Here is a 20,721-nt window from a genome sequence, read left to right on the forward strand (position 1 = left end):
CATTTGCCAGGGATCCCACATTTATTCCTGATTAGTCCGGATGGAAAGGTGGTATTACAGAAATTAGGAGACGGAACAGAGGCGAACTATGACGACATAGAAAAAGTGCTAAAAGAGGGGGCGGAGAATTGACACATGGCATACTTTTTCCGGTACTACTATTATGAAAAAGAAACGTGTGCTAAGAATCATTGGCCGGTATTACAAACGACTCGACAAAAAGAGCCGGCAAATGCCACCTGCATACGACCCGGAAGTGATTCACAAATTCAGGACAAACTATAAAAAACTAAAAGCTTTTCTACATATGATTCAGCTTCCGGGTATACCCGGTAAGCTGAAAGACTTTTATCACCAGCTCGGTACACTACGCGATCTGCAATTGCAGGAGCAGTATACAAAACACGATGCCCGACATTTACCCACTTATAGAAAGATTATACACAAGCAGACAGAACAATCTAAGGAACAATTGCATCAATCACTTGCCCAACAACCAGTGCGAAAAGCTAGTAAAAAAACATTGAAAGCGGTCAAAACCGGTTTCAGCCATAAAACTTATCAAAAGTATTTATCCGGAAAAACCATTGCTATGCAGCAAATGCTGCACCCCACCTCCTTTAGTGACAATGACCTGCATACCATCAGGAAAACCTTCAAAGAATTATCTAATAATAACCAGTTACACAGTTCTACATTACAGGATAGACTTGGCGACTACCAGGATAAATGCAATGCACTCCGGTTGCTCAGAAAATACCGTCCTGCTGAACTGAGTAACAAAGAAGCACAGTATCTTCAACACAAAGAGGAAATATTGGTGAAAGAGAAGAAAAGGATCAAAACCTGGTTAGCCCGGGCGTTAAAAACAATTTCCTAATGGCACCCCGTTTGATATAGCTAAATAACTAACAGTAAGATTAATTATGGGAAACGATAGTTTGTACCCTTACCAGGAACGGGACCTCAATATACTCTTTGATAAACTCACACATGCATCCAAAGGTTATAGGATCCTTTACCAACTACCAACAGGCGGAGGTAAAACGAGAATCTTTTCAGAGATAGCAAAGTGGTATGTCACGAACTTTAACAGACAGGTGATGGTATTAACGCACCGGACAGAACTCTGTAAACAGACCGCGACTACACTTACAAAAATTGGTATCAAAAATAAAGTGATCAATAGCACTGTCAAACAATTGCGTAAGCGGGAAGAACATACCTGTTATGTTGCGATGGTCGAGACATTGCGGAACCGACTGAAACAGGGTATTATCAATCCGGCGTCTGTTGGTCTTGTAATAATTGATGAAGCACATCACAATGCATTCCAAAAACTGTTGAATAAATTCCCACGTGCGATTGTAGTGGGGGTTACAGCCACACCGCTGAGTTCTAATGCAGACTTGCCAATGAACAAAACCTACCAGGAACTGATAGTAGGTGAAAGCATAACCGGTCTCATCAAACAGGGATATCTGGCCAAACCTGTCAACTGGAGATATGACGTGGAACTGAATTCACTTAAAACAGGGATATATGGGGATTTCACCATCAGCACTTCGGATGAATTATATTCATCCAATGCGATGTTGGAATTATTGCTGCATGCATATGAAACACATTCGAAGCATAAAAAGACACTGATCTTTAACAATGGTATCTTCACTTCGAGGAACGTGTGTAAATTATTTAAAGATGCAGGGTATCCTATCAAACACCTGGATAACCGTCATTCTCCTGCGGAGCGTGAAGAGATATTGAAATGGTTCAAAAAGACGAAAGGAGCCATCCTAACATCCGTCTCGATATTGACCACAGGGTTTGACGAACCTTCAATACAAACCGTTATCCTCAATCGCGCAACGACTTCACTGACACTCTATCACCAGATGATTGGACGTGGTTCAAGAAGATTACCCAAAAAGAAAAACTTCAACATCATTGATCTTGGTAATAACATCGATCGTTTTGGAGAATGGCAGGCGCCGATGGATTGGCAGCTGATATTTGAAAGACCGGAAGCGTATATGGAGAGTATGCATTACTTATCCACCAATGAGGCACGGGTGATTTCATCTGATCTGCGGGCTAAATTTCCCAATACATTACAGTTGTCTTTTGATATACAGGAGGCGCATCAGCGTGTAGTAGATGCAGGGCAAAAGCCATTGACAGTGATCAGGGATGCGATCAGGCAACATGCGATGATGTGTATTGAAAATAGTGATACGATACCACAGGCGCTAGAGCTGGCGGAGGTATTGGATCAGGAAATACAATGGAGGGTGAAGCAATATGGGAAATGCCTGGGAAGGGTGACGAAGAATTATACAGATTGGTTAGTGGCGGATTATAAAGAAAGGTTGAAGACATTGATACAGAAAGTGATGCAGAAAGGGAAGACAAAGGCGGCGTAATATCTCAGGGAGAGATTACTACGCCTTATACGAACACCACTAAAATCTCGTTATTTTTTTAACGCTGATTAAATCCCGTACTATGGTTAACGCTGATTAAATCTCGTACTATGGTTAACGCTGATCAAATTTCGTACTATGGTTAACGCTGATCAAATCAGCCACTGTGCCTAACGCTGATAAAGATGCTCCGGCACCTGCGCCAATGTAGATGCAAGTACCTTTACACCCAATCCATACAACTCCTGAAAACTCATGATCAACGGCCGCCATTTATCCGGATCCACCCGATCCGGCATATCTTCATACCTGATATCTTCCTGTAGATGCACCCGTTGAATCTCCAACTCCATCGTCAACACATTTATCTTCTCTCCCGTCAGCGGATGCACACTCACCAATGTCGCTTCCAGATGTACCGGACATTCTTCAATTCTCATGGCCTGCACACAATCAGCTGCTAACGGGGTAAACCCTGCTCTGCCAAATTTATCCGGTTCATACACATACCCTTTTATTAACTTCCCTTGCGGGACAGGATAAGTTCCCGTAGTTAATGCTAACCTATTCACCTGTGTAGCTTGCTCAACCGAAGGCAGGTTCAACACACACTCCTTTGTACGCAATAGATTTTCAGTCGTTTTAGAGCTGGCAGCAATGCCGATCATACAGCGATACCCTAACCAGAAGATAGACGAAATAGGAGCGAGATTATACGTTCCATCTTCATTTACAGTGCTGACTACCACCACTGGTGTACCGAAGTAAAGAATGGACGGATGACTTATGTAGTGCATAAATATTTGATTGTGATAGCAAAGCTGACACAATTTGAGTATAGCAAAAATCCGGTTCTTGCGAAATATGAAGTTTTTGTACCTTTCATATATGTCTATGAAAAATATAATCCTCCACCCATCCCAATACCAGGAGGAACGCACCAGCGATTGGATAAATAGATTCTTTGGGGTTCTATTTGGAATAACATTCCTCATCAGTATTCCCCTGATCTTCTGGACATTGAGTATATATTGGACTACGTTGATTGATGGATATTGCTTATTCCTGCTTGCATTGTTTATAGGTTTTTCAGTTACTATCCTGTTTAGGAAGCGGATAGATTTATCTTCCAGCAAACATGACTTACCACGTGGTGTGCAATTGATTTTGTTTTGTGTGTTTAATAGTTTTTCCTTTGGTACGATCATTATATTTTCCATACTGTGGGGGAATCAGGCATTTGGTGGTCGTTCCCATACAACCATGAAGATAGCAGTGACGTCCTTTGGGCATACACGGCCGACTAGGAATAATGATCCGGTACCGTTTGTGGAGGCGATTTATAAGAATAAAAAAGTAGGCAAGTATTATCCACGGTATGCTGATGTGGAGCATGTGGATAGTTTAAAGGTCAGCGTGATTAATGGGTGGTTAGGATTTGAGGTGGTGGTGGTGGAATAAATTTAATTATTCTCCAGTTGTAGATACTTGTTTAAACTCCAGGAGTAAAAATCCAAATTTTCTCTTGGAATAAAAAAGCCTTTGATGCTGTTGAGGTTGCGGATACAGATTTGGATATGATTTTTCTCACGTATACCAGCACCTTTAAAAGCAGGTCCGCCCTCAATGAATGCACAACGTACAGAGTCAAACATTTTGAGATCGCTCATACCATGTATTCCTATATCATTTTTGTAATTTTTAAAAATTACGGCATGCATATATTCAATAACTGCACAATCGAGCTCCCTTAATAACTTATCTTTATGTACATCACGGGCAATATTTCTATTAACTGGCAATGGCTTACCAATTTCGTTATATATCTTTTCCATCGCATAATAATAAGTCTTGAGCAATTCAATATGGCCGGAGTCTAAAAAATCACAACAGTGACCAAGATCAATTACTGCCCCAACGACAGCAGGCTCTTTGAACCTTCCTTGTTTTACCTTCTGCACGGCCCATTCACGGGCTCTGGCAAAATTATTCTCCCAGAAATAAAAACCATGACCAAGCCAGTCATGAGGTTCTTCACTGATCTTAATAATCTGTGGATGATGAACCAATGCATGGCATGTGGATTTATCACAACCGTGAAATCCAATTACTAAGTTGGACCTATTACTATACATAATAAAAAATGATTAAAATGTTTCGGAAGTATCAGTAGCAGTGGCTACAGTAGTGGAAGTAGCTGCGGAATTGGCTGTGTTTGCTGCTATCGCCCTCGCCAAATGTTGGTAGTGTTTCGTAAAGTTCCCATCCTTATCAAGATGGCCAGCACGCTGTAATGAAAGCAGTGCTTCTTCCCTGGTTATACCATTTTTCAGTATTCTTTCCGCCAAACTTTTCAAACGTTGGATATCTTGTGTGTTCATGATATAAAGTTAGGATTTTCGCTTAAAAAACCAAACAAAATAATTTCATAATAATCTGATTATCAATATAATAATAACAAGAAACCAATACAACAAAAAATCCCCATAGCATTACTGCTATGGGGATTTTCAAATGCATTTAATTACTCAACAACCACCGTCACTTCATTCACCTTCGTCAACCCACTCACACCCTCTCCCTGATACACTACCTTGTAAGTACCCGGATGAGTGATATTGTACCCTGTCAGCAAATCAATCTCAGCAGACACACTTCCTTTTGCAGCTACTTTAATATAAGCATCTGCCGGCGGTGGCGTCACTCTCTTCGCCATCACCCCTTTGTACTGTACTGCCTCGCCTTTGCTGTCAGTCACTTCAAAGAAAGAATTCATAAACCTTTGTTCAAACGGCGTATGCCATTTACAAAATTCCTGCTCCTTGTCAGAAGGATTGTTTACATTAAATTTCAGCAGAATAGGTTTGCCTGCCTTTACCTTCTCAGGTACAGACATTACAGTTTCGAGTACAGAAGCACTGCTCGTATCGGCAGCTACAGGTTCAGCTACGGCAGCAGTGGTATCCTGTGCCTGTTGGGTTGTGTCATTTTGTGCACTTTGTGCATTTTGGGACTGCTGGCATGCAGTGAAAGAAAAAATGGACAGACCAACTGCCATTGTAAAAAACTGGTTTTTCATTTAGATCAATTATGCCGGAAAATTAGTTCTTTTAAACACAAGAATATACTTCCTGAAGAAATACTTCCCAACGAGAATTTGACATGCTACAAGTATAGAGTTATGAAAATTAAGACTGCTGAAAAACAATACATACTGTGGTAGGATCCAACACGGCAAACTCTTTCAATCCCCAGGGTTGTTGTTTGATATAGTTCAGATTCGGATGTAAAATAGAAGGTCGTCTTGACTTAATATCAGCATAAATCGCCTCAATATCATCAGTAGCTATTCTGATTTCAGGTCTGCTATCTTTAGTAGCCAGCTCAGGTTCTACCATCAATTGAAAGGTCGCATTATCCCGACTCACGATATACAACACCTCATCATGGTAGCCTAATTTAAATCCAAGTCCATCAATAAAAAAATCCAGTGCCTGCTGGATATCTGCATAAAATACTTTGGGTAATACGGCGATGAGACTCATAATGCTAACATTTACATTTTTAGGAACTGGTCTACAATATAACCCATTATTTCTAATGAACGAGTTCCGCTACCAACAATCGCCACACAACTCACCACCGATGAATTCGACTACAATTTCGATAATATGGTCAACATTTAATTGTTATAATCCTTCATTCACAGGAACAGGTGCCTGGAAATAAGAAGACGTACCGAAAGCAGAAGTACCTGATATCATCTGGTAACACTCATCGGCTTTTCAAACTTCGCCGCATTAAAAATCCGCTCTCTATGCTGCAATCCCCAATCCGCCAATCCATCTGTCAACTCCTTCAAACTCTTTCCATATTGTGAGATCTTATAAGTCACCGTCAGCGGCTGACTCTCCGACACCTCTCTGATAATAAGTCCATTTATCTCCAGATCTTTCAACGCCCTGCTCAACACCTTCCCCGCTATCCCATTCAAATCCTTCAACAACTCTGAATACCGCATAGGTCTATAACAAAGATGTGAAATCAACACAAGCGTCCATTTACCACTCAGGATATGAAGGGTATCATCAATTGCCCGGACCTTTCTCATACATTCAGTGAATGTTGGATTATCTAAGTTTTCATTTTCCATATACAAGCTGGTTACTTTTTTGTCACTAAGGTTACCCGTATGTCACCACCATCGGGCCCCCTAAAGTTACTTATTTACGTCAAGTGAATTTACTTTTGTTAAAAATTGGAATCACATGAGTTTACTTGAAGATTTACAGTGGCGCTATGCCACTAAAAAGATGAATGGCACAAAGGTACCTCAGGAAAAATTAGATTATATCTTAGAAGCTGCCCGTTTGGCGCCTTCTTCTTCCGGTTTACAGCAGTATAAAATGATCGTCATTTCCGACAAGGCTTTGCTGAAAAAAATACAAGGTATCGCTTACAATCAAACCCAGATTATAGATTGTTCACATTTACTGATCTGGATCGCATGGGATGGGTATAGTGATGAACGGATCACCGGCGTATTCAACGTTATGATGGATGAGCGTGGTTTACCTCATGATACGATGGATGATTATAAGAGCGTGATTTTAAACCTATATGAGACGAAAGGACAGGAGTGGCAGGCTCATCATGCGGCAAAGCAAAGTTATATCTCCTTTGCAATGGCGATTGCTGCAGCTGCGGAGCAGAAGGTGGATGCTACGCCTATGGAAGGGTTCATTCCTGAGAAACTGGATGAATTGTTGAATTTAAAGGGAAGCGGGTATAAGAGTACGGTGATATTGCCGCTGGGATATAGGGAAACAGAGAATGACTGGTTGGTGAATATGAAAAAAGTGCGCACTCCTAAAGAAGCGTTTATTACTGAAATGACGATTGCAGATGTGGCAGAATTGGCAGAGACTGCGGCAGGATTGGATCTGAATACGATTATAAAGAAGTAATGAAAAGCGCGTGTATCAAAAGAAAGATACACGCGCTTTTTATTCAGATACCTGATGGAGCCAGGTTTCTATTTATTCGATTCTCAGAGGTTTTATTTTATTTATGATACAACTTCATTTTATTTAACCAATTTGTACACAACTCCAATTCAATTACCTCTCCAAACCGCCATTAAAAGATCCATTCATCACCTCCTTATTTAATCAACTCATACACCGGCAACCTATCCAACGCCACCACCTGCTCAATCGTCTTAGGCCCCTTAAACACCTCCCCTTTATCACTCCTCCATTTCCCCTTCGGCAACACAACAGACTGCTTTCCATCCTTCGCCATCACAGGCGCCACCAAATACTTATCTCCCAACATAAACTCACCCTTCACTTCCGCAAGCCCCTGCCCGGGAAACTCATACTCCATACACCTCACAATAGGCTCCCCATTGAATGCCGATGCCTTCGCCAATTGCATGATATAAGGCGTATATTTCTCCCTGATCTCCACCGTCTTCTTCACAATTGCTAAATGCTCCTGACTCAACACCCTCCATGGCGCCACCGAAAACTGCATCATCGGCATCAAAGCAGAACATTGCGCCGAACGCACTACCAACTCCTCATCCAATTTATCTCTTCCTATAAAAGATCCATATTCACCTCCGCCAATCATATCCGGACAAGTAAAATTATATCCCAACAACCCCGCAAGCGTAATATGCGGAATCAGTTTCTGCAGATCCACCCATGTGTGTTGCTTATCTCTTAATCGCTGCACCAATGGCTCTCCCGCCATCTTCCACATAGCACGGTATTCATTCAAAGCATATCCCAATCCAATCTCACCCCACAACTGACTATGATCATTAGGTATCGCTTTCTCATAAGAAACAGCATCAGCAGGATAAAAATCAGCATCACCTGCATCAAACTTAAATCCATCCAGGTGATAGGTATGCACCATATAATCCAGTCTTCCCTTAAACCATTCCTTCGCTGCCGGATTAGTAAAATCCAACACGGCACTATACCCATTCCACCATGTCAGGATAGCCGTGGTATCAGCCTTCTTATTCAGTAACAGCTTTTTACTTTGCAACTCTCTGAACACTTCTGTATCAGGAGAAATAAAAGGACTTATCCACAACATCACCTTAAAACCCATTTTGTGCAGGCTATCGATCATCGCAGTAGCATTTTCAAATCTATCTTTTCTGAAATCGAATCGACCATAATAGTCACCCCAGTTATCATCAATCATCAACACACCAGCTGGAAAACCATTCTCGATAATCGCCTTTGCATATGCAAGAATGTCAGCCTGGTTTTGATTGTACACCAGTTCAATCCATGTGTTATACTGAGGTCTGTACAATAACAGGGTGTCAGGCAATTTCCCTTTTGCAGGAAAATGTTTCTTAGCAGCATTCGCAAAAGCTTCTTTTAAATTATGCCCTATAGAGTCCAGCTCCACAGGTGCTGCAGCATTTGTGATTTCCAACACATCACCTTTCACAGTAAAGGTAAATGGGCCATCACTCCAAATGTATCTTCCACTGGTAGATAATAACAAAGGAGCTGCCTGGTTACCACCCGTATTAGCAAACAGGTTAAATGTATACCCGTCTTTAACCGGCATTTGCTGCCCTTCGGTCACAGCGCCACCATACCAGCGTTCGCCATTTTTTATTTGTATAGTCTTAGTTTGTGCATACGAGCACTTGCAGATAGCAACAATTAGAATAGTTGATAATACTTTTCCCCAGGGCATGATTTTGGTCGTTTTACTTTTCTAAAATAGGGTTATTTAAGGAGAGTGTGGTTACGCAACCGGTTGTGTGAATTTTAAAGTATATTTGGTAAATGCACAACCTATGCCAGACAAATCAGACAAGCTGCTAGTACTTGATCTTGACGAAACATTGATACATGCTACTTCTTCGCCATTGGCTGTACCCCCGGATTTCCAGTTTGATTTATATCATGTGTATAGACGTCCCGGGCTTGAGCAGTTTCTTTTAAATATATCCCAACATTTTACATTAGGCGTATGGAGTTCTGCATCTGATGAATATGTGGAAGAGATTGTGAAAACGATCACGCCTGATGCAATTGAATGGTTCATTGTATGGGGGAGAAGCAGGTGTACGATAAAACGGGATTTTACCTTGGATAATTATTACTTCGAAAAGAAGTTGGAGAAAGTGAAGAATAAGGGCTTTAAATTAGAACAGATAATTATTGTGGATGACTCGCCGGAGAAGGCAAGGAGTAATTATGGGAATGCGGTGTATATAGAACCATTTGAGGGGAATAGGGAGGATGATGAGTTGAGATATTTGCATGATTATCTTTTAACATTGAAGGAGGTGAGTAATATACGCGCTGTGGAAAAGAGAGGGTGGAGGAATAGAATGTTGAATTGTTGAATTCAAACATTCATCTTAACACATTCCCAATCATACGAACAACCATACAATCAACTAATTACCAACAACTTGTTACACTCAAAAACTCTTTGTATCTTCATATAATCCAACAAGGATGTGTAAAAAAACATGGTTTATAGCAATGAATTTCTAACACCACGTTTAACTGGTAAACGTTTTGACGACCATACAATTCCGTTAGACTTACTGGAAGACTTTGCGGCTCTGGAAGAATTGATTATTGAGGTCGCCAAATGGAAAAACCCGGGTTCTAATTTCAGGACTTGGCCATTTGATAAAAATGACAAACTGGTAAGCTTTGAATCCATTGATCATATATCTCTTCTTGATCCTTTAGATGTTCCTTCCAGGCTTGAAGAACTTGCTAATCTTGAAGCTGGCTGGTTAAATGGTGAAGGCGTAGCAATGAACAGGGAAGATTTAAACTGGTTCGCGGAATTGTTTGAGAATAATTACAACCCGGCATTACCCCTTCCTCATCTATATCCAACTCCATTAGGTGGGATTCAGTCAGAATGGTCTTCTGAAGCTTATGATATAAGTCTAAATATTGACCTAACTGAGAAAACCGGGTTTTATCAATCACTCCATCACAGCAGTGATGACGTTAATGAGGCTACATTAGATTTAACGAATGAGAGTGATTGGCAATTGCTTAACCAAAATCTTACAGGAATTTTTAACGCTTAGTACATGCAAAAGGATACATTGTTATTAAGACAGGTTCAACTTGCTTACAAGGTTGTAAGTACGGCGATCCATTGTTTCCTTCAGGGATTTGTGACATTTCATTTGTAAAGTTTTTGGCTTTACAAGGCGTCAAACTTCTTTTTCATCGGGTTGGGTTTATTATTTGTCAATCATATAAGCTATCGTACATATCATCCCATTCAGCATTTCTATCTTTTACCACACAATGCTTCAAATGTATTCGATAATATTTTTCTAATACTGCAAAAATTATATCTGAAATTAATTCCTGTGCTTCCTTCAATGGCATTGGATTTTCAATATCCTCCCGTCTGGCAGTTTTTAAAAAACGAACCAATGTTGCTAATGGGAAATCTAACCCATCTAATTTTGATTTGACAAGATCAAATGCCTGATGCATCCGATTAAAATCCATTCCATGACTAAGCACCAATAATAAATCTCTTATAAAAACCTCAGAAGGTACTAATTTAAGAAGATGCGCCATTGGGTTTTCTTCATCTTCTATCATTGGTTTATAAACAGAAAAATCAATACTAAGGGTTGTAGGAATATTATTAACCCGTTGAAGATTTACAGTGCCCAATGTATTCATATCAATCACCGTTGTCAGGGTGACCTTATCCACATTCTCCTTATTTTCAAAAACTAAATAGGACAATCCATCTATAAACCGCACTAACTGACGGGCTTGTACATTCACCTTTTCATCAGGCGTAGTCATTAAATATTCAGAACTAAATAGATACAGGGGTTGACCGTCATTGAAGAGACAGCATATCCTAAAGCCTTTATCTACAAGGACTTCTGTTAATCCAACTATGAAATTATTAGCATAATCTATTTCAAATGCCCAATTTGCCATTCAATTGAATTAATTATTATTATCTCAAATGTAACCTTATAAAAACAAAAATGCTATCACAAATTTATATTGATTCCATCACTATTTTGAACCAGGCAGAAGGTAGTGTTGTGCATGAGCCCACCCCTCCATCCATTCTCATTAAATTGAAGCAAGGTTTTACCAGTCAATCTGGCCAATAACTCTCTACCAATTTGACAATTTTTATAAGAAAATTGTATCTTCCCCCTATGCTAGCTGTACACTGGACACCCGTAAAAAACACAGGTAGAATTCTAAAAAATAGAATCACAAAATCTTCCAACGGGCTTTATTGTTTCTCACTTACCGGTCACAAATCCCCTGTCAGGTGGTGGATTCATTTCTTCAATCAATGCGATGTAAGACAAAGACAACAATACAATGGTATTGTCTTCCGGCTTCAACAGCAGGATATACCTGCCTACTTTTGGCAAGGTGATTCCATAAGGAAATGATTTTCAGCGGGTACTTAAACAAAAGTAATTGAATAGTGAGAAACGTGTACGTAGTGATAATTGGGACAATGCATTGTAGATGATATACCCAAAATAACATCCCTAATAACCGTAAAATGAAATATTGAATGAAGGATATCAGATCAGATGTTTTACAACTCATTGCCCTTTTAGAGAGCAGGCCATCCATGGTAATGGGCGTATCACCAAATTTTCAAACAATGGCAATGTATATTGAGGGGTATTTGTCGGGTATTAATCTGGCCTCTAATCCCAACATATTTCCAGGTATTGATCCATGGTTTCAGGAAAAGAATAATGTTAATAAAAGCCGTTCCTGGCTCTGGCATATCCAGAAGCAAAATAAAGGTAAGTCTGATGAGGAGCTGAGAAAAATCCTTCTTCAGACCTTTAGAGAATACGCTGAAGAAAAACTATAGATAGCCGTGCAAAAAAAATCATCCCTGCTGCCTCAGCAATAATACCAAAACAAAAAAAGCTCAATCAAGAATAATACTTATTCATTTAATGATCGCCATCAAAAACATCCTTTAAATACGGTTGTTGCTATTGTCTAAAGAGAAACAATGCCTCCGTTACCAGGTATTTTTACCTGTTTTTTAAATACAGTAAATCCTCTCATAACGCTACCACTTTTACTACATAATTTCATTAACCAGATTCTGCTGGTCCTGACATAAATTAACAGTAAGGAGAATAAACAACAACCCTTAACTATTACTGATATGAGTGGGAAGGTTGCATACAAAGAGCAATTTGGATTGGTAGCTGGAAAAAATAAGCTGGCTGAAAAACTTGTACTGAAACGCTGGCGTTTTTTATAGGATTTGTGAGGAAGCTGTCTCTAAATAAATGGAGGCGGCTTCTTTATTTATGCAATACCAGCTTCATCCAATCTCTCCGCAAAGGCCATTATACTACTCTTTGATACTACAATATACCCTTTATCACTTTTTATACTACCTTGCCTATACTTTTATTTTTTAATTATCTATGGCGCTCATTAATTTCAAACTCAGACATCCGGACAACATCTTTCCATGGGGCGATGCTCCAGATACAAGCATGCATTGGTTTGGACTCACGGATGGTGAATATTGGCTTGATTTAAATAAAGCCACTCTTTACGAATATACAAATGAAGTATTGGCAGGCGATGTGAATGCCTCTCACTATGTAGAGTACCAAATAGTTCGATTGATCGAAGATTGGACAAGCATATTTGAATCTATTGCTGAACCTATTCCTGATGCCTTTTATGCGATTGCCAGGAATAATAATCATTTATACAGGTTTTATGGCGCAGTCCAAAAATGGTTAGATAAATTGTCGGAAGACCCTTCAATTGATATAGATACCTATTACGATCGCTATGATAAGACGATCGAATGGATATACAGCAGAACACTTACCGCTATGCACTTAACAAGCGGACCGGGTATTAGTTTTTTCAGAAACAGGAATAATATTTCCATTGTCTGGAAAGCAGACCATCAAACAGAGAATAATATTCCTGTATGGACCGCTCAAAACGGAGAAGTTGAATTGGAATACGAAGTTTTCGTCAGTGAGATAGAAGATTTTGGCAATCGCTTCTTTCAGGCAATGGATACGCAGGTTCAGATAGCAGTAGAAAAAGATTGGGGCACTACACATATTAATAAAGAGCGGTTAATACAAGAACAGCAGGAAAGAAAGGATGAATTTCAAAAGAAGTTGGCTGTGTTAAAAAGCGAGCCTACTAAACACACAGATTGGGATTTAATAAATTCTCTGATAACGAAAATGTTTAGTTAAAGAAGCTATTTACGAGAATAGAATAACAAACAGTTATCAAATAATTGATTACATGTTGATCTTAATCCCCTGTAGGGATAAAAATGCAATCTAAAAACACGGTATCTGCAGCCATATCCGGGTTCTTATGTGCACGATCATGAACGGGCATGCACGTGCATAAAGCTTGTAGTCGGGATGGAGAGCGTATTATTCATCCAGGTAATTCGTGATAATTTTACTAATGGTATCTGCTTTATTAACAACCATGAGATGCCCTCCACCCTTAATGCGATAGTCAGGATGCACAAGCCTGCCGGTTATTACTCTATCGGCAGTACCGTGTATTTGAATAGTTCTCTCCGGGGGTACTTTATTATCCCAATAAGCAATGCTTTTCAGTGCCCAACGAAAAAAAGACACATCTGTTTGCGCCAATAAATTCGTTAATGTCTTTTTATCATTTGGGGACTGGGCACCAAAATACCGATAGGAGAGAAAATTAGCACGTTTTATTAATGGACCGGGAATGATTCGATATAATCCCAATTTCATGAAAAAGTACTGAAACCTGTTCAATTCATACTTTGTTTTGACTGAAGAGATCAACACCATTTTATCAATCTTTATCTGTTTTGAAACTTCCACAGCAACGATGCCTCCAAAAGAAAGTCCGATAAGATCCGGATTTTCAACGGTGATCTGGCTCTTTATCCTACCTGCATATTGCCTGATTGATTCAGTGGGCAACGCAGGAATCCAGTTTATGTAGACGATGTGATATCCTGGAAGTTTCAGGTTCATAAATATACTAGAGTCTGCTCCTATACCACTAAACAGGTAAACAGTTTTTTGTTCGCTTTTTGCTGTATCCTCCGGAGGTTGAGCCCCAGCCAGGAGGCTGCTGAACATACATAAAATCCAAAAAATCACTTTCACACTTTGCGTCATAGACTTCTTCACTTCTTGCTTAATAGCCATTTTTTAACATAATAGTTTGCGATAACAGGAGAACCCGCTGAAAAGTATTTCCTATGGCAAGTATAATACCATTTCTCAGATAGACCCCATTCCAGGAGCGATCAAACCAGTTAAAATTTATTTTATCGCAAACAGGCCCACTCTTAGACGCCCATATCAGGATTGGAACCTATACAACCATAGATCAACACTTAGCCGCCCCCGGTGATGAACATTCATCAATAGACTAACTTTTATGTTAGCAAGCCTTTCATCTACAACGCAATTTAGTAAACGTTTCAAAAGTCGAATAATGCAAACTATATTTTATTATCCCTGACGAAATACCCATATTTAAAAAGTTCGTCAAAAATTCCTTTAAAATAATATTTCAGCAGATCCTTCCTGTTGAGAGAAGTATTGGTAAAAAGAATCACCGCTACTTCCCGGGAAAGATCTGATAGCATTTCTGTCTTCACACCCGGATCTGTTCCACCATAACCTATCTTCGTGCCCCCATCTTTCGTAGTCCAGAATAGGCCCTCATTCTTGGTCAGTGGATTAATATTTTCAGGTTTATTGATGGCTGTAAACTGCAATTTTTGCATCCGCTCTATAGTTGACTGCTTAAGCATGTGATGACCGTTATATACGCCACCATTTAATAGTGCAATAAAATATTGTGACAATTCGGATACTGAGGTGCGCACCCCACCATCTGGATAAGTAGGAAGTCCGTAAAATGGAATCACTTTTAAAGAGTCGCCTTGTTTGTCATAATGCGTGGAATATTTTGACAGATCAATTTCTGTTTGAAACCACCCGGTATTCATCATCCCTAATGGTTTAAAAATATGATTCTTACTATATTCATTTAATGGTTCTCCCGTTACCTGTTCTACAATATACCCCGCCAATGCAGTAGCAATATTTGAATATTCCCAATAGGTGCCCGGTCTTTGGTTTAAAAAATTCCCGCTGGAATAATATTTACCTTTCGGATCAAAATAGTTTTTTAAGAAATCGCCCAGGGACTCAGGACTATCTCCTCCATAATGATAGGCATTGCTGTAGATGGGCTCCCTATCAGTAATGCCGGAGGTATGTGTTCCCAGGTGTCTCAGTGTGATCTTTTCATCAGGAAAATTGGGGTTGATGACCTTGAAAGGTAAATAGGTGTTGATATCCTCATCAAGGGATAATTTACCTTCTTCCTGCGCTTTCATTACACATACACCGGTAAACGTTTTCGAGATAGATGCGATGTTCATGATTGTATTTGGCGTAAAGGGGATTTTCTTCTCCTGGTCAGCATATCCGTAGCCTTTCATCCAAACCACTTGCTTATTCACGATTACAGCAGCACCAACGCCCACCATGCCAGACTGATCCATGTTGCTAATAATGATGCTATCCAGTTCTCTTGCTTTTACATTTTGCTGTCCTGCAGCCTGCTGCGTGAACAGCGCTGGAATATAAAAAAGAACTAATGCAATCAATGTTTTCCCTGTGTTCATTTTTTGTTTTTTTGTCTATTATATTTATCCCGCTCAAATGATACATTTCTCAATTGCAGTGGTATTGGTTATTTAAGATAAATATCTAACCAATACAGAAATGATAGCATAGATGTAGGAATGTTATGAGATGACAAACAGACATTTTCGGATGTTATTCAGTTTATATATGCATTTTTGAAGTGATTAACATCTAAAACATCCGTTTCATCGACAGGAGGGTATCAAACAGTCTAACAGTCGTATATTAACATTTGTTTGTCATGGCATTAATAGAAAGGATTGTAAAGTTTAATTCTGCACACCGCGTCCTCAGCCATTTGCTATTCTGGACGGCGGCCACCATCATATTTCTCAACAGGTATGATTTGGTTGAATATAAAGAGCCTGAGCATATCTTTTACAGGCATGTTTATTACATGTCTTTTATGATCCTGTCTTCCTATTTTGTAGCTTATCTGATTATACCTGCATTCATTGCTGGTAGGAGTTATTTATCGATATTGATTTTTTTTCTGGCGGGCAGTTATATTATATGTGTTGCTTCCAGGGCCACGGTGGTTTATTTGCTAGAGCCGCTAATCAGGGTACCGCCTTTTGGGCAGGAGTCACTTTGGGATATCATGACGGATTTTCCGAAGTTGTTTGTGCATTATTTTGCACAGACCTTTTCCGCAGCGTGGGTGTTTGCCCTGATGAAATTGATCAAAGATCAATACATTGTGCAGCAACGCAGCCTGGTTTTGGAAAAGGAAAAGGTACAGTCTGAATTAAATGTGTTAAAAGCTCAACTCAATCCGCATTTCCTATTCAATACATTGAATAATATTTACTCCCTGTCCCTGATAAATTCTCCCGTCACTTCGAAATCTATTGCCGGCCTTTCAGAAATACTTGACCACGTACTGTATAAATGTAATAAGAAGTATGTTCCCATAAGTGAAGAGATCAGGCTTATCAATAACTACATTGACCTTGAAAAATTAAGGTATAATGACCGTCTTCAGGTAAATTTTAAGTATTCAATAGATGAAGATGCAATGGTCGTACCCCTGGTGTTGTTATCACTTGTAGAAAACTCCTTTAAGCATGGAGCAGGAGAAAATATAGGGCACCCTGTTATTGATATAGATCTTAGTTTACAGGGAGGAAATTTTTATTTCAGGGTTTCCAATGGCTTTTTACCGGAGCCTGGCGAAAATAAAACAGATAGGATCGGGCTGATTAATATCCGGAAACAGCTTGATTTACTTTATGGAGACAGGTATCAACTACAGGTAAATACCGATGATAATATTTACGTAGTTTTATTGGGTATTCATCTCAATGGTAATGAAGTACAATAAAAATGACCGTATGAAAATAAAGTGCCTTGTAGTTGATGACGAGCCATTGGCCATACAATTAATCCAGAACCATATTTCGCAGCTGGATGGTTTTGAAGTAGTGGGCACCTGTTCTAATGCAGTGCAGGCTATGGAGGTATTAAGGTCGACCACTATCGACCTGCTTTTTCTCGATATAAAGATGCCAAAGATAACAGGACTTTCATTTCTCAGAGCTTTGCAGCATCCTCCTGCCGTAATAATTACGACTGCGTACCGTGAATATGCAGTTGAAGGGTATGAGCTGGATCTGGTAGATTATCTATTGAAGCCTATCACCTTCGAAAGGTTCATCAAGGCGATTGACCGCTTTTTAAGAATAAAATCCCCCGTGCAGCAACCAGCACCTGTAATTGGAGACAAGGAACTGGTTATGCATATCCGGTCTAAAGGTAAGATCCATAGAATCCAGATCGATGAGATTATTTATGTGGAAAGTATAAAGGATTATATAGTCATTCATTTTGCAGATAAAAAAATTACAGCCAAATATAAATTTGGGGATTTTGAAAAGGAATTGACAGGCAAACCCTTCCTTCGTATTCACCGTTCCTTCCTGGTGAACATAAATAAAATTACTGCTTTTACCGCGAACGATATCGAGGTTGGCGGAACTGAAATACCTATTGGGGCGAGCTATAAAGAATATGTATCAAAAATGTTGGCGTAATACATATCCTGTATGCAGGAAAACGGTACATCAATTTGAATGGCATTAAGATCTAGCCCACACCGTACATTGGTTTAAGCCTGGATCGACTTTTGATGCATTTTAATACTATTCTTATATTTGGTAATCGCATCATGCATTTGCCCACCTAATTCTGTCATAGCCATTAAAACTGGAATAACTGTTTTGCCGATCTCGCTTAGCTCATATTCGACACGCGGTGGTTTTTCGTTATAGCTATGCCTCAAAATTAATCCGTCATTCTCTAATTCCTTGAGTTGTTCAGTCAATATCTTGCGCGATATATCTGGTATTTGTACTGCCAGCTTTCCAAAACGAACAGCACCATTTACCAGCCGGCCCAGAATAATTGGCTTCCACTTTCCGCCAATATAGGTCATCGTGTGAACGATCGGGCAGGTTGATGTATGTTCTTTAAATTTCTTCATTGGTTACATGAATGTTACCACTTTTGGCCTTTTAGTTACATGAGCGTTACCACCTATTCACGTTGTGAGAATGAATAGAAGCAACCGTTTTAGTTACTTTATGGAACTAATTTAAATCAAAGCTAACGATAAGGGAATTAAAAAAAAATAGCATGAAAAGTAAACCAACAATAGATGCGGTATTAGCGGGTAAAATAGCACTGGTAACCGGCGGCACAAAAGGAATTGGAAAAGCGGTGGTTAAAAGACTAGAGCAGGCAGGTGCAACTGTTATCGTCACAGCCCGTAACCAACCGGAAGATCCCGATGTAACATATACATTTATAGCGGCAGACCTATCGCGGGCTGAAGAGGTCAGCAAAGTAGCAGATATTATTAATCAACAATTTGGGCGGATAGATATCATCATCAATAACATGGGGGCAAACGTGTATCCGGGTGGGGGCTTTAGTACCTTGACGGATGAACATTGGGACCAGGCCCTGCAGGTAAATTTGCTTGCTTCCGTTCGGCTGGACCGGGCTTTGTTACCTACAATGCTGGCGCAAAAGAGTGGTGTGATCATTCACATATCCTCTACCAGCAGCCAGTTTCCAATATGGGAGTCGACGATGGCTTATAGTGTTGCAAAGTCTGCATTGAATACTTATAGTAAAGCATTGGCAACAGAGGTAGCTGGTAAAGGGGTAAGGGTAGTAACTGTATCTCCCGGTTTAAATAAAACGGAGGCGATGACTTCCTTTTTGGAAGATTATGCAAAACAAAGCAACATCAGTGTGGAGGAAATGACGGGGAAACTTTTTGAAAGGTTAGGGGGTGTACCAATGGGAAGAATGGCAGCGCCAGAGGAAACGGCGGAGCTGATCTACTTCCTTGTTTCACCTGCGGCTTCTTATATCAGCGGAGCGAATTTAATTATTGATGGAGGGAATTTCCCGGTGGTGAAATGATGGTGTTGTTTTCGATTTGACCCAACGAGTTACTATTCGGTGTCATTGTAAACTGAGTTACACAGGGCGCATTAATTAATCAGGGAGAAGATAGTAAGGGAAGTTATTTGCAAATAAGACCGGTGGCTAAACTTAGCTACCAGTCTTATTTTACTATTATTAAACGCTACATCCTTCGGCATCTCCGACACTGATGATATTGGGGGTATAATTACCATCAGGTTTTTCCATTAGATACATATAAACGGGTAGTTGGTGTGCACATTCGTTTCCAATAAGTTTATTGCTTTATAAACCACTTCGCCGATATTCCTGATGAAGACCTTATCATCAGTAAATACATACCAGGCACCAATTTTTGTACATTTATCACCGTTTTCGAAACTGCCTTCTTATCCAAAATCTTCTTTCCCTGCGTGTCATAAACACTCAATAAAGCATTGTCGGCTATATTCACCGTTAGATAATCATGTGTGGGATTCGGATATATAACAACTGTTTCTTTACCTTCATCCTTCAGCAATGCCATCATCACCTCCAGTTCATCCGCGCCGATAGTAGGAATCGTATGTCTCTCATCACCATCATAATCATCTGTAACCGATGTGGAAGAAGTTCCCGCAACTAATGCACTGTCTCCTGTCAATAAATGCAGGTCGGCAGTTATCGTATCTACAAAAGATACAGGAACAGATATCGAATGTATATCCATATTACTGCTATCTTTAAATACAGCGAAACTGAGTGGTTTATTATACCATAATCCCACAGTTGCCGGATTTACACTATACAAATCATTATAGTCAGATAATATCCATTCCTGTGCAGGAACAGGCCGTTCATTCACCAAAGCATAATGTTTTCCGGTGCCGCCTGTCCTGGTATTGTAATAGATATTATTGACAGAAGTAACAATCGTACCCGTAAATCTTGATTTCCTGAACGCAGCAGAAATGTTACTACCGGCCGCAGTGCCCCCAATCGAAATGCTATTATAATAAGATGAAACAGCGGTAGAAATTTGCAACAGATTAATGCCATAGACCTCCGTCTTAGTCGGAGACAAACTAATCATATTATTCTGAACGGTAAAAGAACCTGCAC

25 protein-coding genes are annotated in these 20,721 nt (G+C 39.7%); 12 read left to right on the top strand and 13 right to left on the bottom strand.

Annotated elements, in window-relative coordinates; all coding sequences use genetic code 11:
* Nucleotides 1-3 precede the first annotated feature (3 nt).
* Genes QQL36_RS04560 through QQL36_RS04570 form a run of 3 tightly spaced genes read left to right on the top strand, consistent with a single transcriptional unit; the run spans nucleotide 4 to nucleotide 2,423 of the window.
* On the top strand, nucleotides 4-132 hold the full coding sequence (locus QQL36_RS04560) for a hypothetical protein (protein ID WP_321569102.1): 129 nt from the start codon (nucleotides 4-6) through the stop codon (nucleotides 130-132).
* Between the two features lie 31 nt (nucleotides 133-163).
* Nucleotides 164-880, top strand: coding sequence for a CHAD domain-containing protein (locus tag QQL36_RS04565; RefSeq protein WP_321569103.1), 717 nt, complete (start codon nucleotides 164-166; stop codon nucleotides 878-880).
* A gap of 46 nt (nucleotides 881-926) precedes the next feature.
* Nucleotides 927-2,423, top strand: a complete 1,497-nt coding sequence (locus QQL36_RS04570; protein ID WP_321569104.1) for a DEAD/DEAH box helicase — start codon at nucleotides 927-929, stop codon at nucleotides 2,421-2,423.
* 170 nt (nucleotides 2,424-2,593) lie between these two features.
* Here the strand turns inward: QQL36_RS04570 and QQL36_RS04575 are convergent, their stop codons facing one another.
* On the bottom strand, nucleotides 2,594-3,220 hold the full coding sequence (locus tag QQL36_RS04575; RefSeq protein ID WP_321569105.1) for a flavin reductase family protein: 627 nt from the start codon (nucleotides 3,218-3,220) through the stop codon (nucleotides 2,594-2,596).
* Between the two features lie 97 nt (nucleotides 3,221-3,317).
* Here QQL36_RS04575 and QQL36_RS04580 point away from each other — a divergent pair, with 97 nt between their 5' ends.
* Nucleotides 3,318-3,884, top strand: a complete 567-nt coding sequence (locus QQL36_RS04580; protein ID WP_321569106.1) for a hypothetical protein — start codon at nucleotides 3,318-3,320, stop codon at nucleotides 3,882-3,884.
* Nucleotides 3,885-3,886: 2 nt separating this feature from the next.
* Here the strand turns inward: QQL36_RS04580 and QQL36_RS04585 are convergent, their stop codons facing one another.
* The 5 genes from QQL36_RS04585 to QQL36_RS04605 form a co-directional block, all read right to left on the bottom strand.
* On the bottom strand, nucleotides 3,887-4,558 hold the full coding sequence (locus tag QQL36_RS04585) for a hypothetical protein (protein ID WP_321569107.1): 672 nt from the start codon (nucleotides 4,556-4,558) through the stop codon (nucleotides 3,887-3,889).
* Between the two features lie 12 nt (nucleotides 4,559-4,570).
* Complete coding sequence (locus QQL36_RS04590; protein WP_321569108.1) at nucleotides 4,571-4,804, bottom strand: hypothetical protein; 234 nt, start codon at nucleotides 4,802-4,804, stop codon at nucleotides 4,571-4,573.
* Nucleotides 4,805-4,947: 143 nt separating this feature from the next.
* Nucleotides 4,948-5,502 carry a hypothetical protein gene (locus tag QQL36_RS04595; RefSeq protein WP_321569109.1) on the bottom strand — a complete coding sequence of 185 codons (555 nt, stop codon included), beginning with the start codon at nucleotides 5,500-5,502 and terminating at the stop codon, nucleotides 4,948-4,950.
* Nucleotides 5,503-5,611: 109 nt separating this feature from the next.
* Nucleotides 5,612-5,968 (bottom strand): VOC family protein, encoded by a 357-nt coding sequence (locus tag QQL36_RS04600; RefSeq protein WP_321569110.1) that lies wholly within the window; start codon nucleotides 5,966-5,968, stop codon nucleotides 5,612-5,614.
* 215 nt (nucleotides 5,969-6,183) lie between these two features.
* Nucleotides 6,184-6,534 (bottom strand): helix-turn-helix domain-containing protein, encoded by a 351-nt coding sequence (locus QQL36_RS04605; protein WP_321569111.1) that lies wholly within the window; start codon nucleotides 6,532-6,534, stop codon nucleotides 6,184-6,186.
* Nucleotides 6,535-6,691: 157 nt separating this feature from the next.
* Here QQL36_RS04605 and QQL36_RS04610 point away from each other — a divergent pair, with 157 nt between their 5' ends.
* Nucleotides 6,692-7,390, top strand: a complete 699-nt coding sequence (locus tag QQL36_RS04610) for a nitroreductase family protein (protein ID WP_321569112.1) — start codon at nucleotides 6,692-6,694, stop codon at nucleotides 7,388-7,390.
* Between the two features lie 196 nt (nucleotides 7,391-7,586).
* On the opposite strand, the gene QQL36_RS04615 is transcribed toward QQL36_RS04610, so the two are convergent.
* The gene (locus QQL36_RS04615) at nucleotides 7,587-9,158 is read right to left on the bottom strand and encodes a glycoside hydrolase family 31 protein (protein WP_321569113.1); all 1,572 of its coding nucleotides are present in this window, start codon (nucleotides 9,156-9,158) and stop codon (nucleotides 7,587-7,589) included.
* Between the two features lie 103 nt (nucleotides 9,159-9,261).
* Here QQL36_RS04615 and QQL36_RS04620 point away from each other — a divergent pair, with 103 nt between their 5' ends.
* Both QQL36_RS04620 and QQL36_RS04625 read left to right on the top strand, forming a co-directional pair.
* Nucleotides 9,262-9,816, top strand: coding sequence for an HAD family hydrolase (locus QQL36_RS04620; RefSeq protein WP_321569114.1), 555 nt, complete (start codon nucleotides 9,262-9,264; stop codon nucleotides 9,814-9,816).
* 129 nt (nucleotides 9,817-9,945) lie between these two features.
* Nucleotides 9,946-10,527, top strand: coding sequence for a hypothetical protein (locus QQL36_RS04625; RefSeq protein WP_321569115.1), 582 nt, complete (start codon nucleotides 9,946-9,948; stop codon nucleotides 10,525-10,527).
* A 166-nt stretch (nucleotides 10,528-10,693) separates the two neighbouring features.
* On the opposite strand, the gene QQL36_RS04630 is transcribed toward QQL36_RS04625, so the two are convergent.
* On the bottom strand, nucleotides 10,694-11,413 hold the full coding sequence (locus QQL36_RS04630; protein WP_321569116.1) for a hypothetical protein: 720 nt from the start codon (nucleotides 11,411-11,413) through the stop codon (nucleotides 10,694-10,696).
* A gap of 320 nt (nucleotides 11,414-11,733) precedes the next feature.
* On the bottom strand, nucleotides 11,734-11,868 hold the full coding sequence (locus QQL36_RS04635) for a hypothetical protein (protein WP_255373866.1): 135 nt from the start codon (nucleotides 11,866-11,868) through the stop codon (nucleotides 11,734-11,736).
* Nucleotides 11,869-12,017: 149 nt separating this feature from the next.
* On the opposite strand from QQL36_RS04635, the gene QQL36_RS04640 reads away from it, so the two are divergent.
* Both QQL36_RS04640 and QQL36_RS04645 read left to right on the top strand, forming a co-directional pair.
* Nucleotides 12,018-12,329 (top strand): hypothetical protein, encoded by a 312-nt coding sequence (locus QQL36_RS04640; protein WP_083722616.1) that lies wholly within the window; start codon nucleotides 12,018-12,020, stop codon nucleotides 12,327-12,329.
* A 574-nt stretch (nucleotides 12,330-12,903) separates the two neighbouring features.
* A complete protein-coding gene (locus QQL36_RS04645; RefSeq protein WP_321569117.1) occupies nucleotides 12,904-13,707 on the top strand; it encodes a DUF5984 family protein in 804 nt (267 codons plus the stop codon).
* A 189-nt stretch (nucleotides 13,708-13,896) separates the two neighbouring features.
* Here the strand turns inward: QQL36_RS04645 and QQL36_RS04650 are convergent, their stop codons facing one another.
* Both QQL36_RS04650 and QQL36_RS04655 read right to left on the bottom strand, forming a co-directional pair.
* A complete protein-coding gene (locus QQL36_RS04650) occupies nucleotides 13,897-14,667 on the bottom strand; it encodes an alpha/beta hydrolase (protein WP_321569118.1) in 771 nt (256 codons plus the stop codon).
* A gap of 299 nt (nucleotides 14,668-14,966) precedes the next feature.
* Nucleotides 14,967-16,163: a serine hydrolase domain-containing protein gene (locus tag QQL36_RS04655; protein ID WP_321569119.1), complete on the bottom strand. Its 1,197-nt coding sequence runs from the start codon at nucleotides 16,161-16,163 to the stop codon at nucleotides 14,967-14,969.
* A 263-nt stretch (nucleotides 16,164-16,426) separates the two neighbouring features.
* Here QQL36_RS04655 and QQL36_RS04660 point away from each other — a divergent pair, with 263 nt between their 5' ends.
* Entirely contained in the window at nucleotides 16,427-17,509 is a 1,083-nt protein-coding gene (locus tag QQL36_RS04660) for a sensor histidine kinase (protein ID WP_321569120.1), read from the top strand.
* A gap of 10 nt (nucleotides 17,510-17,519) precedes the next feature.
* Nucleotides 17,520-18,218 (top strand): response regulator transcription factor, encoded by a 699-nt coding sequence (locus QQL36_RS04665; RefSeq protein ID WP_321569121.1) that lies wholly within the window; start codon nucleotides 17,520-17,522, stop codon nucleotides 18,216-18,218.
* 74 nt (nucleotides 18,219-18,292) lie between these two features.
* Here QQL36_RS04665 and QQL36_RS04670 read toward each other — a convergent pair whose 3' ends face one another.
* Complete coding sequence (locus QQL36_RS04670) at nucleotides 18,293-18,667, bottom strand: winged helix-turn-helix transcriptional regulator (protein WP_083722602.1); 375 nt, start codon at nucleotides 18,665-18,667, stop codon at nucleotides 18,293-18,295.
* Between the two features lie 152 nt (nucleotides 18,668-18,819).
* Here QQL36_RS04670 and QQL36_RS04675 point away from each other — a divergent pair, with 152 nt between their 5' ends.
* Complete coding sequence (locus QQL36_RS04675; protein WP_321569122.1) at nucleotides 18,820-19,617, top strand: SDR family oxidoreductase; 798 nt, start codon at nucleotides 18,820-18,822, stop codon at nucleotides 19,615-19,617.
* A gap of 280 nt (nucleotides 19,618-19,897) precedes the next feature.
* On the opposite strand, the gene QQL36_RS04680 is transcribed toward QQL36_RS04675, so the two are convergent.
* Nucleotides 19,898-20,692 carry a T9SS type A sorting domain-containing protein gene (locus QQL36_RS04680; RefSeq protein WP_321569123.1) on the bottom strand — a complete coding sequence of 265 codons (795 nt, stop codon included), beginning with the start codon at nucleotides 20,690-20,692 and terminating at the stop codon, nucleotides 19,898-19,900.
* Nucleotides 20,693-20,721: the final 29 nt, after the last annotated feature.

The organism is Chitinophaga sp. LS1 (assembly GCF_034274695.1).
Classification (GTDB): Bacteria; Bacteroidota; Bacteroidia; order Chitinophagales; family Chitinophagaceae; genus Chitinophaga.